Origin of the sequence: Streptomyces rubellus, assembly GCF_036323805.1 — a bacterium.
Taxonomy (GTDB): Bacteria; Actinomycetota; Actinomycetes; order Streptomycetales; family Streptomycetaceae; genus Streptomyces.
This window is the reverse complement of the sequence record NZ_JAZDCX010000030.1, coordinates 1-14,662: the sequence shown is the minus strand read 5'-3', so window position 1 is coordinate 14,662 and position 14,662 is coordinate 1. Positions and strand designations below refer to the sequence as shown.

Genomic DNA, 14,662 nt, shown 5'->3' with positions numbered 1-14,662 from the left:
CCGGGCGGCCACACGTCGCGGGGCCGTCACGGCGATGCTTGAAGGAGGCAACTATGCTCCTGGGCCATTCGAGCGGAGGGGGCGGACGCATGTCCGATGCGGAGGTGCGGCTGGTGACCTGAGCCGCCAGGGGGGGCGCCGCTCCGGCCGCCGCCCCCCGGCCCCGGCCCGCTCAGCGCTTCGCCGCCAGCCGTCCCGTCGCCAGGCCGTCGCTGAGGTCGCGCACCAGCCGGGAGCCCAGCTCCGCCAGCCGCGCGCGGTGCTCCTCGAACGCGGCCAGCTGCCGGAAGACCTCGCTGTGGCGCAGCTGCTCGGCCGGCGGGAGCTGGAGGACCCGCAGCCGCCGTACGTCCACCCGGGAGGTGCTGGAGGCATGGGTGCCCGCCTGCCGGCCGTTGGCCGGCGCCCGCAGGCAGCCCGCCAGGAACCAGGCGTCCACCTTCTCCGGGTCCACCCGCAGGACGTACAGCTGGGGGCCCAGCGCCACGGGCGGGCCCTGGTGCACCCAGGCGGTGAAGGTGCGGATCACCCCGGCCACCACGACGTCGCCGGCCTCGGCCAGCACCACCTCCGGTTCCACCGCGTCCGCCCGGCGCAGCCGGCCCGTAGGACCGCCGCCCCGCACCAGATCCGCCACGGTCAGCAGCGGCACCCCGTCGTCCGTGCCGCCGTCCTCCCCGGAAGGGGCGCCGGCGCGCACCGTCCCGTCCGGAGGCTGCCGGCCGCCGCGCAGGGTGAGGGCCCCGGCGCGGACGAGTTCGCCCACGGTGGTCGTGGGGTGTCCGGCGCCGCCCGCGCCCGCAGGTTCGAGGGCGGCCAGCGACTTCCCGGTGGTCCGCAGCCCGGCGACGGCCTCGGCGAACTCCTGCCAGGTTTCCGCCAGTCCGAGGTCCGCCTCGTCCTCGGCGGGGGAGACGTACCGCCCCGGGGTCAGGTCGACCTCCTCGTCCAGCAGGTCGATGACGGCCATCCGGCGGGCGCCGTCCGGCAGTTCCCGCTCCCGGTGCTCGAACGCCCCGACCGCCGACCGTACGAAGCCGCCCAGCGCCTCCCAGTCCACGCCCTCCCGGCCGGCCTGCTGCCGGGAGCCCGACGCGTCGGCCAGCAGCACCCCCGGGTCCGCGGCGGGGCGGGCGCCGCCGGGAGCACGCAGCAGCCACAGGTGCAGTGACACGCTGTGCGGCTGGGCGCAGCCCGGCGGCAGGGCGATCACGGCGCGCAGCAGTCCGGTGCGCAGCAGCGCCCCGCGGATACGGCGTCCGGCGCGGCGGGAGGCCACGGCGGGCGGCAGCAGCAGCACGGCGGCGCCTCCCGGGCGCAGCCGGGACAGGGCGTGCTGGACCCAGGCGAGTTCGGACTCGGTGCGCGGCGGCAGGCCGTGCACCCAGCGCGGGTCGGTGGAGAGCTCCTCGTAGCCCCAGTCGCGCTCGTTGTACGGCGGGTTGCACAGGACGACGTCCGCGGCGGCGGAGGGGTGCGGATCGGCCCGCAGCGAGTCGCCCTCGCGCACGTCCGCGCTCACCGTGCCGCTGCCACTGTCGGCGCCGTCCCCGTCCCCGTCCGCGTCCCCGTCCCCGTCCGCGGCGAACGCCAGCCGGGCGCCGGCCAGCGCGGCCAGCGCGGGGTCGCGGTCGCAGCCCAGCAGGGTGACCGGCTCCGCCCCGGCCGCCGTGGCCGCGTGCGCGGCGGCGGCCAGCAGATGGCCCGCGCCGCAGGCCGGGTCGAGCACGGTCAGCGGGGCACCGGCCGCGGGCGGCCGGACGGTGCGGGCGACCTCGGCCATCAGGTCCGCCAGCGGGCGGGGGCTGGCGCTGACCTGGCGGACATGGGCGTCCAGCCAGCGGCGCAGCAGGAACTCGAAGGTCTCCCGCGTCCCCTCCGCGCGGCCCAGCGCCACGGCCTCGCCGACCAGTTCGCGGGCCCGCTCCGACAGCCGCGGGTCCGGGACGCGGACCCGCTCGCCGCGCATGCGGCGCCCGGCCTCGGCGACGGCCAGCCCCGTCTCGTCCCGGCTGCCGAGCGCCTCGAACCCGGGCCAGAGCAGCTCGCGGCCCCCGACGTCCCCGAGCTTGCCGTTCTCCCGCAGCCACCGCTCGACCTCGGCGAGGGAGAACTGAGGGCTGGTGTCGGTGCCGCCGATCCGGGCGGGGAAGGTGTCGTGGCGGCGGCGCCAGTTGCTGACCGCGGCCCGCCCCACCCCGGCGATCCGTGCGATCTCCGCGAGAGTGACCGGGACTGCGCGCTGTGAGGGCATCGGGATCTCCGGGATCGTCTACGGGCCGGTGGGGGCGGCTGTTCGAACTCGGAGGGTTCGGAAGTGCTGACCGGCACCACGATTCGAACAACCCGTGCTGCCGGGAAGGTTACTACGCTCATTGACACCGTTCACAAGGCAAGGACGTGGAGCCCGCCGCGGGCGCCGCACCGTCTCCGGTGTGGACTCCCTGTGACCGTATTCGTGCACAGAGTGAGACAATCCGCGGAGGGCGTGGCATCCCGCCGCGCCGTGCGCGTCCCCGGCCCGGGGCGCGGCCCCTCGGACAGCTGTCCCTCTTCTCCGTTCCGCGCCGCCGCAACCCCCCACCCCGCCGGTGGCGCGGACAGCGATCACTCACCACCGCATGCGAAAAAAGGGGGGATCCATGGACGTTGCCGCGTACCGCAGGGTCGTGTCCACCGTGTGGCACCGCGCCGTCGTCGTCGCCACCACTGCCGGCGGCCTGGTCACCGGACGGTTCTCCGGCGGGGGCCACGGCGCCACCGCCGTCGACGGGGGCCACGACGGCACAGGTCCGCGCGCCGCCCCGGACCGTGCGGCGGGCGTCCCCGCCGGTCCGGCCCGCCGGCAGGCCGCCCGCCGCCCGTTGTCCGGGACGCCGGCCCGGGTGCCCGCGCGGCGCCCGGGCCCGGCCGCCGATCGCGGCACCGGGCCCGCCCGCTCCGCCCCGGACACGCCGCCGGCAGCGGCGACACGGGCGGGGGAGGCCCGGAACGAGCGACCACGCGAGGCCGGGGCTTCCCCGCCCGCGGCGAACCCGCCGACGGAGGAGCCCCGCGCCGAACCGCGCGGCACCCGGCGGCGCGGCCGGGCCCCGCGGCGCCGCCCGCGCGACACCGCCCGCGCCCCGGCGGCGGGGAAAGGCGGCTCCCCGCCTCCCGGCAGCTTCACCGAACTCCTGGAACGGCTGGACGAGTTCCCGACACTGCGCTTCACCGGCGACCGGAAGGTCACCAGGCGGCTGGACGAGAGAGCGATGCCGAACTGGATCGTCACCTGCTGGGACGCCCTGAAGGCGCTGGAGGACTTCGCGGCGGACTCCGCGGCCGGCCGGGCCGGGGGGAACTTCCGCGCCTGGTGCCGGAACCTCCCGCCGGGGCGGCATCCCTTCCCGGCGGGAAAGGTCAGGATGAAGGAGTCCGAGACCGTCCGGTGCAAATCGGCCTGGCGCAGGGAGCGGATGCTGCCCGTACCGAGGACGGTCCACCCCTCCGGCCGGGTCTACATGGAGGCGCACCTGCGCATCGGCGCCGGGAACGCCGTCTCGCCGCGGCTGCACTTCCACGACGACACGGCGGGCACCGGGCTGCTCTACATCGGCTACATAGGCCCCCATCTGACCAACACCCGGACCACCTGAGCCCCCGGTGACGCACCGGCCGCCGGGTGCCGTCCGCCGCCGCCCGGGTGCGCTCCCGCACCCGGGCTTGCCCCTGACGCGCGGGTCAGGGGTTAGCGTCGCGGCCCCGGCACGGCCCCCGCGCCGTGCGCCGACACCGCAGGTGCCACCGGCCTCGCCGGTCACCGCAGAGGAGCGCCGCCATGACCGCCCCGTCCGGCTCGTCCGCCCCACCCGCCCTGCCCCGTACCTCGCGCGAGGTCCGGCTGCGGTCCCTGCCGGACGGGCTGCCCGCGGTGGAGCACTTCGAGGTGGCCGAGGTGCCGCTGCCCCGGCCCGGCCCCGGCGAGGTGCTCGTACGGAACCGGGCCTTCCTCGTCTTCGCCGCGCTGCTGCGCACGGTGATCGACGGCCACTACCCGGGAGCGGTCCTGCGGCCGGGTGACACGCTGTTCGGCCCGGCGGTGGGCGAGGTCGTCGCGGCGCCCACGCCGGGCGGGCCGTCCGGTGGCGGGCCGCGCCCCGGTGACACGGTCCTGCACCAACTGGGCTGGCGGGAGTACGCGGCGGTGCCCGCCGGGCAGTGCACCGTGGTGGGCCCGGAGCTGCCCGACCCCGTCGCGCACCTGTCGCAGGGCTGGACGGCGTACGGCGCGCTCACCCGCGCCGCCGAGGTCCGGCCCGGGGACACGGTGTTCGTCACCGGCGGAGCCGGCGCGGTCGGCTCGCTGGCCGGGCAGCTCGCCCGGCTGCTGGGCGCGGAACGGGTGATCGGAAGCACCGGCTCGCCGGACAAGGCGCGGCGGCTGGTGGCGGAGCTGGGCTACGACGCGGCCGTGGTGCGCGGCGCGGAGCCCGTCGCCGACCAGCTGGCGAAGGCCGCGCCGGACGGCGTCGACGTCCTGCTGGACACCGTCGGCGGGGAGCAGTTGCGGGCGGCGGTCGCGGCGGCCCGGCCCGGAGCCCGGTTCGTCCTGGTCGGCGGCCTGGCCGCGCAACTGGCCCCTGAGGGCCTCGGCGGCACGCCGCCGGCCGGGGTGGACTGGGTCAGGGTCGTCCTCAACCGGGTGACCCTGCGCGGGTTCAACGCAGCGGACCACCCCGACGCGCTGCCCGAGTGGAACCGGCGCTTCGGCGACTGGCTGCGCTCGGGGAGAATCAGTTTCCCGCACACGCGCCTGGCGGGCATCGAAAGCGGCCCCCGGGCGTTCCGGGAAGTGATCGAGGGCCGCCGTCTGGGGGCCGTGGTGGTGGAGCCGTAGCAGCGGGCACGGCACGGAGGAGACACACATGCGGATCGGTGACGCGGCGGCGGCAGCGGGGACGACCCCCCGGGCGCTGCGGTTCTACGAACAGCGCGGCCTGCTGCCCCCGCCCCGGCGCACCGCGACCGGGCAGCGGCTGTACGGGGCCCGGGAGGTCGCCCGGGTCCGTCTCGTCCGGGAACTGCTGGCCATGGGGCTGACCGTCCAGGACGTCCGCGACTGCCTGCGGGATCCGGTGGTCGTGTTCGACGGCGACACGCTCCCCGCGTGCGACTCCCCGGAGTGCGCCGCCACGCACACCGCCCGGGTGATCGCGGACCGGCTGCGCGCCGTCGACGCCGAGATCGCCCGCCTCACCGGACTGCGCGAGCGGCTCGCCCGGCTGGTGGGCCTCCCCGGCGAGCCGCTCGAACCGGCGCGCTGACCGGGGCGGGACCGGGTGGACCGCGCCGCGGCCCGGACGGTGGGGCGGGGGCCTGCTGTCCGGAAGCACGGACTTGCCCCCTTCTGTCGGCGTGCCTGTGCGGCCTTCGCCGTATGAGTGACACGATCGGCGTCGACGAGGCCCGGGCCGGGCTTCACGGTCTCGTACGGCGGGCCGCCGTACGCGGGGAACGCATCGTCCCCACCGAGCACGGACAGGTCGCCGCGGTGCTGATCAGTCCGCAGGAACTGGCCGACCTCGAGGACGGCCTCGCTCTCGCCCGGTACGAACCGGAGAAGGCCACCGGAACTGTCGACACCGTCTCCCACGACCAGGTAGTCAGCGAGGCCAGGGGAGAGGCGCGGAGCCGGGCGGCGTGAGCTACCGGGCCGAGTGGCGTACACCGGCGAAGAACCGGCTCATCGGGTTCCGGAAAACCGATCCGGACGGCGTGGACCAGGTGTTCGACGCGATCAACGCCCTGATGAGCGATCCCGGGCCGACCGGAGCCCGGCAGTACGGATAGCCCGGTGTCCCCCGTATCCACATCGGACGTCACCGGCTCATGTGCGAGGTCCGCGACGCCGCCGTCACCGTGGTGCACATCGGCCGTACGCCGTGACACCCCCCGGCCCGGCGGCCACGGCGGTGCCCTCAGCCGCGCTCGGGGAGCGGGTCGGCGAAGTGCCAGCCGCGGGCGAGCAGGTCGTCGACGGCCGCCACGGCCGCGCGCAGCCGTTCCTCGCGGGAGCCGGCCAGGACCAGGTGAGGCAGGCCGCGCCGGGTCAGCTCGGTGCGGAAGCGGCCGGTCATCCAGGCCCGCAGATGCTCCCCGTCGCGCAGCCCGTCGTCCTCGAACGGCACACCCTCGTGGTCGGTGAGCAGCCACAGGTGGTGGCGGCCCCGGGCGGCGACCGCCTCCACCGCCGGGCTGCGGCCGCCGGTGTAGCGCTCGTGCCAGACGGTGGTGGCCAGGGCGTCGGTGTCGCAGAACAGCACGGGTGATCCGTCGCGGGCGGCGTCCTCCTCCCCGGCGAGCTGGCGCTCGGCGATCAGTTCGAACTCGGCCGACCCCCAGACCAGTTCCCCCAGCGCCGCACCGGGCCGCTCCGCGCGCAGCCGCGCGTACTTCTCCGCGCTGTACCGCCGCCCGTACTCGGGCACCCAGCGGGTGCCGGCCCACACCCCGCCGCGGGCGCGGTAGTGCCCGGCCAGGGCGCGGGCCAGGGTGGTGGTGCCGCTGGACTCCGCGCCGACCACGACCACCCGGCGGGCCAGGGCCGCCCGCACCGGGGCGGCCAGGTACTCCCAGCAGCCGACCGGGTCCTTGCGGACGGCGGTGCCGGAGACCGGGTACGCGGCGCGGTCGGCGTCGACGGTGACCGCCGCCGCGCCGAAGCGGCGGCCGAGCTCGGCGCCGTACGCCTCGGAGGTGAAGACGGCGTCGACCGGCCCGGGGACGGCGGCCCGGAAGACCGCCATGTGGGCGTCCCAGATGCCGGGGTCGGAGTAGTCGACGGGCACGTCGTCGACCGCGCCGACGACCTCGACGCCCTCCCCGGGGTGCACCTCGCGCAGCCACGCCACCCGCTCGGCGAGCGGCACCGACTCCACCGACGAGGCGCACACCAGCACCGTGAGCCGGTGGCAGCGCGCGGCGGCGGTACGGATCAGATGGTGGTGGCCGGCGTGCGGCGGGTAGAACTTGCCCAGCACCAGCCCGTGTCCGAACTCCCGCCGCGCGGAGGGGCTTTCCACCCCGTTCCCCGTCCCGCTCACGCCACGGCCTCCACCGCCGCGGGTCCGGTGCCCTCCCGCGCCTCCCGCCCGGCCAGCTCGCGCCGCCAGCCCAGCAGCCCGACCACGCACAGGGCCATGAAGCCGAGGTAGAGCAGGGCGGTGAGGTACAGACCCTTGTGGGCGTACAGCGGGACGTAGACGACGTCGGCGGCGATCCACAGGTACCAGGACTCGACCTTCTTGCGGCACTGGCCGTAGGTGGCGGCCAGCGACAGCGCGGTGGTCAGGGCGTCCCAGAAGGGCACGGTGGAGTCGGTGGCCCGGTCCAGCAGCAGGGTCAGCGCGGCGGTGGCGGCCGCGGTCGCGGGCAGCAGCACCCACCAGGTGCGGGCGGTCGTGCGGGTGACCGGCAGCCGTCCGCCGGCGGCCGCCGGGCCGCCGGTGACCCACGACCACCAGCCGTAGACCGCCAGCGCGATGTAGACGATCTGCAGCCCGGCGTCCGCGTACAGCCCGGCACCGGTGAACAGCAGGATGAAGAACAGGTTGTTGGCGATGCCGATCGGCCAGTTGGCGATGTGCTGCCGGGCGACGAGCCACACGCACAGCGCGCCGCTGCCGAAGCCCAGCACCTCCGTCCAGCTGACGGGGGTGTCCAGCAGGGTGAACAGCGGCTGCTGGAGGGGAGCGAGCAGGTCCGCGACGGTGTCGTTCACGCGACGACCTCCTTAAATGTCAGAATGACGATAAAGGGGTCGTGGTGCGGCGACAAGAGCACGGGGCGGGTTGGCGGCCCGTGAGGCCGGTCACGTGCGGACCGTGTGCCCGCCGGGGACCGGGCGGCTGCCCGGAAGCCCCCGGGAGAGCCGAAAGGGCCGCGCCCGGAGGCGCGGTCCCGGAAGGGGTGGGCCGTACGGGCACCGGGGCAGGGCTCGAACCTGCGTCCACCCGGTCCCGAGCCGGGCGCTCCACCGCTGAGCTTCCCGGTGCCCGTACGGCCCGTGCGACGGAGGCAGGGCTCGAACCTGCGTCCACCCGGTTGAGAGCCGGGCGCTCCACCACTGAGCTTCTCCGTCGGCGGACCTGATCCTGTCGGCGGGGCCACCGGCGGGGCAAACGGTTTTACGGGTCGGCCCCGCACCGACCGGCCCCGCCCCCCTCAGGCCCGGTCGGCGCGGGGCGCGAGCTCCCGGGCCGCCGGGCGCGGGGGCCTGCCGGAGAAGAAGCCGGCCGACCGCAGCACCCCGGCCAGCACCGGGTCGCCGACCGTCACGCCGTGCACCAGTTCCGGGGTGGGCCGGAACGGCACCGGGCGGACCCGGTCGCGCGGCCCGGTCCAGCCGCCGGTGACCGGGTCGACACCGTGGCGGCGGCACACCTCCGCCACCAGTGACCGCGGACAGTCCGCCGTACCGCGCAGCACCTGCCACGGCAGCGGCAGTTCGGCCCACACTCCGGTGTCCGGATGCAGCCCGCCCCCGGTCCGCCGGTGCCAGGCGGCCACGTCGGCGGCCACCAGCAGCGGCACCTTGCCGGGGCAGAGCCGTTCGGTGATCTCCTCGGCGCCCATGGCGCGCAGCAGCGCGAACCAGTTGGCGCGGGCCTTCGTCCAGGCGCGGGCGGCCTGGTTCCAGGTCGTCGAGTCGTCCCCGCGGCGCACGATCATCGTGGCGCGGTCCAGCGGCCGGCGGTGCCAGGCCGTCTCCAGCAGTTCGGCCACGTCCAGCAGGAAGCGGTACCAGAACGCCAGCAGCCGACCCCGCTGACCGTCCGTCAGATGCCCGAGCACCTCGGCGGTCGGGTGGACGTGCGCGACCGCGTACCAGTTGGTGCGGCCGGTCTCGTTCCGCAGCCGCCGGAACAGCGCGTCCGCCACCTCGTCGTAGGCGCGCTGCTGCCCGGAGACCGTGAACTCGCTGCGCAGGTTGGCGCGCGCGGTGAGGTAGGCGACGAAGGCGGCGGTGCCGGGGTCGGCGGCGAACTCCCCGTACGGCAGCCGCGAGGCCAGCCCGCTCCTGCCGACCATCGTCACCTCGCGCTTGCGCCGCTCGACCACCAGCCGGGCCAGCTTCACCTCCATCCGGCGCAGCAGCCGGAACCGCTTGTTGTACTGCCGCTTGGACAGTTCCCCGAGGCCGGCCGCCGCGCGCTGGGCCCGGTTGAGCCGGTCGGCCAGGAAGTCGCTCGCTCCGAAGTGCTTGGAGATCTCCCCGCCCGCGGCCCGGATCGCCGCCTCGATCCGCTCGGGGTCGTCACCGGCCGACTCCGGCAGGGCGAGCAGCTCGGGCAGCGCCGGGAACAGTTCGGCGGCCCGGGAGAGCTGGCGCCGGGCGCCGACGGGGCGTGCGAAGTCCTCCAGCATCGAGGTGTAGCCGTGCCAGAGGTTCCGCAGCGAGCCGCGGGCCGCCTTCTCCAGGGCCTTCCGGGCGCGGCGGTCGAGCGGCCGCCCGCCGTCCCGCCCGCCGCCGTCCTCGAACAGCCGCAGCACCAGGTGCGCGACGTCCTCGGGGCGCCTGCGCTGCCCGAGGGAGGCGTGCAGTTCCCGCAGGAGCGGGCTCTCGGCGTGGTGGTGCGTCTCGTGGGACGCCTGCTGGGACATGGCGCACAGCGTGGCGTACGCGGCCGGGCGGGGACCAGTGAATAAGACGACGGCGCACCATCGCGCCGCCGCCGTCAGCGGCGGGACTGGAACCAGACCACGGCCAGTCCCACCAGGGCGGTGCCGGCCCCGGAGCAGACGCCCCGGAGGAAGTGTCCGACCGCGATGTGCCGGCGCCGTACGCCCCACCGGGCGAGGCGCCTCGCGGTGGAACCGATCCGCCGCCCGCGGGCGGTGCCGTTGCGCCTGATCTGCATGAGCGGTGTTCCTCTCGGCGTCTGAGGGGTGCCGGGCACCCGGGAGGCACCGTCCGGCCCGGCGCTCCGGACGGCCGGGCCGGGACCGGGAGGAAAGCCGTGACGTTGCGGACGGTGCGGTTCGGGTGGGTGGGCTCGGGAAGGCCGGGTGGCCAACTCCCCTGGAGCATAACGAGGTTCACGTGCTTATGCACGCCCTGCTGCACATGCTGAAGCGCGTGCAGATGAAATTGCAAAAATGCTCGCGCGTCCGGTGCCCGTCCGGGCGGACCCGGACTGGTCACCCGGCGACCATGGTGTCGTACGGAGAGTGCGGAGTCGTACGGGGTTCGCGCGGGTTCAGCGCGGTGTCGGCGCCGCGCCGCCCGCCACCATCTCGACCCCCACCCCGGGCAACCCGCCGCCCCACCGCCGGGCGAGGGCGGCGACGGTGGCCGCCCCCGGCGGGGTGCGGCCCAGACCGACGGCGTAACGGACCAGGCCCGGACCGGTCTCGACGGGGCGGGGCCAGGCGTGCGCGTCCGCCGCGCCGGCCTCCTCCAGGGCGGTGAGCAGGGCCCGCATCCGGCCCCGGACGGCGCCGAGCACCTCCTCGAGGTCCTCGCCCGGCGGCGGGGCCACGGTCAGCACCGCCACCAGGTCCACGTCCGCGCCGGGCAGGGCGCAGCCCGTCCGTCGCGAGCCGACGAGGTGGACGGTCCCCTCGCCCAGCGCCTTTGCCACCCGCCGGACGATCCGCCCGGCCCGGTCGCCGTCCCCGGGCCCGTCCGCCGGGTCGGCGGACGCCACGCCGGACGCCTCCTCCCGGTCCTCCGGGACGCCCGGCGGCCCGCCGTCCCCGTCCGGCCGCAGCACGGCCGCCACCCCGTAGTGGTCCGACACGTACAGCCCCTGCGGCGTGGGCTTGTCGCCCAGCAGTTCCGCCCCGGCGACGCGGAGCCCGTCGCCGCGCGGCAGGATCCGGTCCAGCCGGGCGGCCCGGCCCGACAGCGAGGCGAGGGCGGCCAGCGGTTTGGCGCCGGGATCGAAGGTGGGGGTGTGGTCGTGCGGCCCGTGGACCTCCGTCCAGGCGTCCCGCAGTCCGAGTACGGCGGCCGGGCCGTCGGGCCCCTCTCGCCAGTCGTTGAGGTCGCCCAGCAGGACCAGGTCCCCCGCCACCCCGGCCAGCCCCTCGGCGAGCCGCTCCAGTTCGGCCTGCCGCCGGGCCGGGCCCTCGGCGGAGTGGTCGCTGCTCAGATGGGTGGCGGCCACCGTCAGTGGACCGGCGGCGGTGGTCACCACGACGGCGGTGACGGCCTTGTGCGGGCGCAGCACGTGCACGGCCGCCTCCCGCACGGGGAGCCTGCTGAGCAGCAGCAGGCCGTGCTCGTCGGCGTCCCGGCCGTAGGGGTCGGTGCCCAGGGTGCATCCGGCCCGCACCCAGGGCGCGGCCAGCAGCATCTCCAGCAGCCCGGCCTCCACCTCCTGGAGCGCGATGACGTCCGCGCCGGATTCGGCCAGGGCCGCCAGCAGCAGCGGGCGGCGGCCTCGCCGTCCAGTCCGGCGAGCGCCTCCCGCAGCCCCGAGCGCAGCCACTCCAGCGGCGCCTCGCCGTCCAGCCCGGCCTCCCCGGCGTGCAGCGCGGACCACTCCACCTGCTCGCGCGCCGCCCGTGTACGCCCGGCCGGGACCGACGCGGCGAGCGCGTGCAGCACCCCCAGGTCGGCGGCGAACGACATCCGCACCAACCCGGCCCGGCGCTCCTCGTCCGGGTACGGGCGGTGCAGGCCCGGGTGGAGCCCGACGAGATCGGCGACACGCCGCGCGAGCGGCATGCCCAGCGGCACGGCCAGGCGGGTCGCCACCCGGGCCCGCGGCATCCGGTGCAGCAGCGCGGCCAGCACCCCGGCCAGCCGTGCGTCCCCCGTCCGGCCCAGCGCGTCCAGCCGGTCCGTCACCCCGGCCACGGCCGCCCCGGCGGCGTCCGCTGTGTCCCCGGCGTTCCCGGCGTCCCCGGCGTCGCCCGCGTCCGGGCCGTCCGGCCGCACCCCGACGGCGGCCGACAGGGCGGAGGCCCCGGCCGCCGCACCCGACCGCACCGCCCACAGCGCGGCGGCCGGGCCCAGCCCGTTGGGGACGACGGCGGCGTGCAGCCAGTGCGTGTCCGTCCGCACGTGCCCCGGCCGCACCCACTTGGCCACCCGCCGCCCGAACTCCTCCCGGGGGAAGCCCTCGGCGGTCCGCACCACGTAGCCCTCCTGCCGCTCGGGATCCACCCGCAGCGCCCGCTCACCCCGCCCGTCGAGGACCCCCCGCCACAGCACGCGCGGCACCGGCACGCCGACGCGCCGCAGGAAGCGCACGGTGTGGTCCCAGTCCAGGCAGCGGTCGCGCTCGTCCCAGACGGAGAAGCCGTAGAAGAAGCCCGCCAGTTCCCGGTAGCCGATCGAGTGCCGGGCGTAGAGGTTCTCCCCGCACACCCGCCACCCGGGCGGTATCGCCGCGCCGATCCGCCCCTGCAGGGCCTTCACCCAGGCCCGTGACGGATGGTGGCCCGAGTCTAGGGAGCGGGCGTGCAGCCCGTCGCGGTAGAGGGTGGTGTTCTCCCCGTCGAGCTTCTCGGTGACCACGACCTCCGCGCCGCGCAGCCCGGCCAGACCGGCGGCCCGTACGTCGTCCGGGGACACACCGGGTGACCAGGGCAGGTGCGGTGTACGGGGGTAGTGCGCACGCATGATCCGCTCCTGTCGGCGCCACCGGGACGGCGGTCACTGACGGTCACTGTAGGAAGCGGCGGGGAGCGCGGCCAGCGAATAACCATCGGGGACGGTACGGGCGTGCGGGAGGGCGGCGCGCCACGCGCTCCTCCGCCCCGGGGACCGACCGGGCCGGGGTCCTCGGAACGGCGGTGCGGCCCGCGGCCCGGCGCACCGGCGGCCGACGCCGCGTACGTCACCGGTCCCCGTCCGCGGGACGGCGCGTCCGCCCGGCGGTGACCGCCGCGACCGCAGCCGCCACCGCCGGGGGCAGCGCGGCGAGCAGCAGCCCGGCGGAGACCGACACGTGTTCCACCAGCGCTCCGGCGGCCAGGGCACCGGCCGCGGTGCCCAGGGCGTTGGTGGAGAAGAACAGCCCGAACGCCTCGCCGTGCCGGCCGGGCGCCACCCGCTCGGGGACGAGGGCGAAGGTGAAGCCGATGCCCGGTCCCAGGAAGCAGCCCGCCGCCAGGACGACCGCCAGCGCGCCGGGCAGCGGGGGCAGCAGCGCCAGCGGCAGGAGCAGCAGGCCGTAGCAGGCGTGGCACACCACCGTCCGCCGTATGCCGCGGCCGTCGCCGCCCGTCCCGCCGCCGAGGAGGCGCCCCGCCACGGGGGTGGTGAGCAGCAGGACGGCGAGCGCGCTGGACAGCGAGAGCGCCGCGATGAGCAGCCCGCCGCCCGCGGGGGCCGAGCCGCGGCTGTGCAGCAGGGCCGGCAGCCCGACGTCGAGGGCGCCGAGGTTCACCCCGACACCGAGGCTGAGCAGGAGCAGCGGCCAGACGGCGCGCAGCAGCCCGCCGGTACGCTCCCGGGAGACCGGGCCCGCCGGGGCCCGGCGGCCGGGCACCCGCCGTACCGCCGGCACCGCCACCAGCCAGAGCACCGCCGCGCAGGCGACCGGCGCGACGGGACCGGCCTGTGCGAACAGGGCGGCGGCGAGTGCCGGCCCGGCGATCCAGGTGATCTCCGTGACGGCCGAGTCTCCGGCGAAGGCGCGGGCCGCGGCGCGTCCGCCCCACAGCAGCGGCAGCAGGCTCCGCAGCCCGCCGGGCACCCCGGCCGTGGCGACGGCGGCCCCGGCGGCCAGCGCCGCCGCCACCGGCACCGGGGCCCGTACCGCCAGGGCGGCCCCCACCGCGGCCAGCAGCAGCGCCCCGCACACCAGCGGGACCGTCAGCCCGCCGGGCAGCGGCGCGCGGTCGAGCCGCCTGCCGCGCCACGGGGCGCTCAGCGCGACGGCGGCCGCGTACGCGCCGGCGACGACGCTGCCGGAGGCGAAGGAGCCGGTGAGGGACTGCCCGGCCAGCACCAGTCCCAGCGGGAGCATCGTGCCGGGGAGCCGGGCCGCCGCCGCGGCCGACGCGTACAGCAGCCACCGGCGGTCCGTCCACAGCCGCTCGCCGGCCGGCGGCGGCGCGGCGGGCGGTGGGTGGGCGCGCTCGCTGTGTTCGGTGTGCTCGGTGCGGTGGGCGTGATCGGCGCGGTCGGCGGGCATGGCGTGATTCTTCCCCGGCGACCGCCGGAAGGGGTGAACCCGCCGGGCGGAGTGACCGTGGGGGAGGAGGGGACGGCTTCGGCCGCTCCCGTGTTCCAACCGCTGAGAGAACTGGAGAACGTATGAAGCGCTCGCTCAAGCGAGTCATGGTGGCGGCCGCCGCGGCCGTCGCGGTGTCGGCCGTCGTCCCGATGAGCAACGCCGCCGCGATCAACACCGTCGGCTGCGGCGACCGGACCGACTTCGTCAAGATCGAGTACGGCAGCGGCGGGAGTCAGAAGCTCTGCTACGCCAACGCCGGCAGCGTGGGCCTCCACCTCCCCGACGCCTACCGGATCTCGTCCGGCAACAACCGGATCACCGTCAACTCGACGATAGGGGCCATCACCCTGGAGAAGTGGCAGTCCAAGCGGGTGGTCGACGGTTCGGTGACCATCACCCACCTGCGGATCCACTGACGCGCCCACGCCTCCGAGGCACGGCACCGAAGGGCGGGGCCCCGCGGCCCGGGCCGCGGGGCCCCGCCC

Annotated in this window: 13 protein-coding genes, 2 tRNA genes and 1 pseudogene; 6 read left to right on the top strand and 10 right to left on the bottom strand. The window is 76.7% G+C overall.

What is annotated here, in order from left to right; translation table 11 throughout:
- Positions 1 to 172: 172 nt before the first annotated feature.
- Positions 173 to 2,254 (bottom strand): N-6 DNA methylase, encoded by a 2,082-nt coding sequence (locus V1L54_RS26385; protein WP_330120650.1) that lies wholly within the window; start codon positions 2,252 to 2,254, stop codon positions 173 to 175.
- A 388-nt stretch (positions 2,255 to 2,642) separates the two neighbouring features.
- Between V1L54_RS26385 and V1L54_RS26380 the strand changes: the two genes are divergently transcribed.
- The 5 genes from V1L54_RS26380 (at position 2,643) to V1L54_RS26360 (ending at position 5,832) form a co-directional block, all read left to right on the top strand.
- Positions 2,643 to 3,638: a hypothetical protein gene (locus V1L54_RS26380; protein WP_330120648.1), complete on the top strand. Its 996-nt coding sequence runs from the start codon at positions 2,643 to 2,645 to the stop codon at positions 3,636 to 3,638.
- 182 nt (positions 3,639 to 3,820) lie between these two features.
- Positions 3,821 to 4,879, top strand: coding sequence for an MDR family NADP-dependent oxidoreductase (locus V1L54_RS26375; protein ID WP_330120647.1), 1,059 nt, complete (start codon positions 3,821 to 3,823; stop codon positions 4,877 to 4,879).
- Positions 4,880 to 4,907: 28 nt separating this feature from the next.
- Positions 4,908 to 5,306, top strand: a complete 399-nt coding sequence (locus tag V1L54_RS26370) for a MerR family transcriptional regulator (protein WP_330120646.1) — start codon at positions 4,908 to 4,910, stop codon at positions 5,304 to 5,306.
- A gap of 113 nt (positions 5,307 to 5,419) precedes the next feature.
- Positions 5,420 to 5,686: a type II toxin-antitoxin system Phd/YefM family antitoxin gene (locus V1L54_RS26365; protein WP_330120645.1), complete on the top strand. Its 267-nt coding sequence runs from the start codon at positions 5,420 to 5,422 to the stop codon at positions 5,684 to 5,686.
- Positions 5,683 to 5,832 carry a hypothetical protein gene (locus V1L54_RS26360; protein WP_330120644.1) on the top strand — a complete coding sequence of 50 codons (150 nt, stop codon included), beginning with the start codon at positions 5,683 to 5,685 and terminating at the stop codon, positions 5,830 to 5,832. The genes V1L54_RS26365 and V1L54_RS26360 overlap by 4 nt, the downstream gene beginning before the upstream one ends.
- A gap of 128 nt (positions 5,833 to 5,960) precedes the next feature.
- On the opposite strand, the gene V1L54_RS26355 is transcribed toward V1L54_RS26360, so the two are convergent.
- The 9 genes and pseudogenes from V1L54_RS26355 to V1L54_RS26315 form a co-directional block, all read right to left on the bottom strand.
- On the bottom strand, positions 5,961 to 7,085 hold the full coding sequence (locus V1L54_RS26355; RefSeq protein ID WP_330120643.1) for an AAA family ATPase: 1,125 nt from the start codon (positions 7,083 to 7,085) through the stop codon (positions 5,961 to 5,963).
- Positions 7,082 to 7,762: a nicotinamide riboside transporter PnuC gene (gene pnuC / locus V1L54_RS26350; protein WP_330120642.1), complete on the bottom strand. Its 681-nt coding sequence runs from the start codon at positions 7,760 to 7,762 to the stop codon at positions 7,082 to 7,084. Before pnuC ends, V1L54_RS26355 begins: the two co-directional genes overlap by 4 nt.
- 200 nt (positions 7,763 to 7,962) lie before the next feature.
- A tRNA-Pro gene (locus tag V1L54_RS26345) sits at positions 7,963 to 8,036 on the bottom strand.
- Positions 8,037 to 8,050: 14 nt separating this feature from the next.
- A tRNA-Glu gene (locus tag V1L54_RS26340) sits at positions 8,051 to 8,122 on the bottom strand.
- A gap of 83 nt (positions 8,123 to 8,205) precedes the next feature.
- A complete protein-coding gene (locus tag V1L54_RS26335; RefSeq protein WP_330120641.1) occupies positions 8,206 to 9,645 on the bottom strand; it encodes a hypothetical protein in 1,440 nt (479 codons plus the stop codon).
- A 74-nt stretch (positions 9,646 to 9,719) separates the two neighbouring features.
- Positions 9,720 to 9,902, bottom strand: a complete 183-nt coding sequence (locus tag V1L54_RS26330; protein WP_330120640.1) for a hypothetical protein — start codon at positions 9,900 to 9,902, stop codon at positions 9,720 to 9,722.
- A 339-nt stretch (positions 9,903 to 10,241) separates the two neighbouring features.
- Positions 10,242 to 11,363, bottom strand: coding sequence for an endonuclease/exonuclease/phosphatase family protein (locus V1L54_RS26325; RefSeq protein WP_443076794.1), 1,122 nt, complete (start codon positions 11,361 to 11,363; stop codon positions 10,242 to 10,244).
- A gap of 50 nt (positions 11,364 to 11,413) precedes the next feature.
- Positions 11,414 to 12,616: pseudogene (locus V1L54_RS26320) on the bottom strand (RNA ligase family protein); the annotation flags it as partial.
- Positions 12,617 to 12,833: 217 nt separating this feature from the next.
- Complete coding sequence (locus V1L54_RS26315) at positions 12,834 to 14,135, bottom strand: hypothetical protein (RefSeq protein WP_330120639.1); 1,302 nt, start codon at positions 14,133 to 14,135, stop codon at positions 12,834 to 12,836.
- A 122-nt stretch (positions 14,136 to 14,257) separates the two neighbouring features.
- Here V1L54_RS26315 and V1L54_RS26310 point away from each other — a divergent pair, with 122 nt between their 5' ends.
- Complete coding sequence (locus tag V1L54_RS26310) at positions 14,258 to 14,593, top strand: beta/gamma crystallin domain-containing protein (protein WP_330120638.1); 336 nt, start codon at positions 14,258 to 14,260, stop codon at positions 14,591 to 14,593.
- Positions 14,594 to 14,662 lie beyond the last annotated feature (69 nt).

Coding starts and splice junctions, on each gene's coding strand:
- V1L54_RS26385 (WP_330120650.1), bottom strand. CDS start 2,254: ATGCCCTCACAGCGCGCAGTCCCGGTCACTCTCGCGGAGATCGCACGG.
- V1L54_RS26380 (WP_330120648.1), top strand. CDS start 2,643: ATGGACGTTGCCGCGTACCGCAGGGTCGTGTCCACCGTGTGGCACCGC.
- V1L54_RS26375 (WP_330120647.1), top strand. CDS start 3,821: ATGACCGCCCCGTCCGGCTCGTCCGCCCCACCCGCCCTGCCCCGTACC.
- V1L54_RS26370 (WP_330120646.1), top strand. CDS start 4,908: ATGCGGATCGGTGACGCGGCGGCGGCAGCGGGGACGACCCCCCGGGCG.
- V1L54_RS26365 (WP_330120645.1), top strand. CDS start 5,420: ATGAGTGACACGATCGGCGTCGACGAGGCCCGGGCCGGGCTTCACGGT.
- V1L54_RS26335 (WP_330120641.1), bottom strand. CDS start 9,645: ATGTCCCAGCAGGCGTCCCACGAGACGCACCACCACGCCGAGAGCCCG.
- V1L54_RS26330 (WP_330120640.1), bottom strand. CDS start 9,902: ATGCAGATCAGGCGCAACGGCACCGCCCGCGGGCGGCGGATCGGTTCC.
- V1L54_RS26315 (WP_330120639.1), bottom strand. CDS start 14,135: ATGCCCGCCGACCGCGCCGATCACGCCCACCGCACCGAGCACACCGAA.
- V1L54_RS26310 (WP_330120638.1), top strand. CDS start 14,258: ATGAAGCGCTCGCTCAAGCGAGTCATGGTGGCGGCCGCCGCGGCCGTC.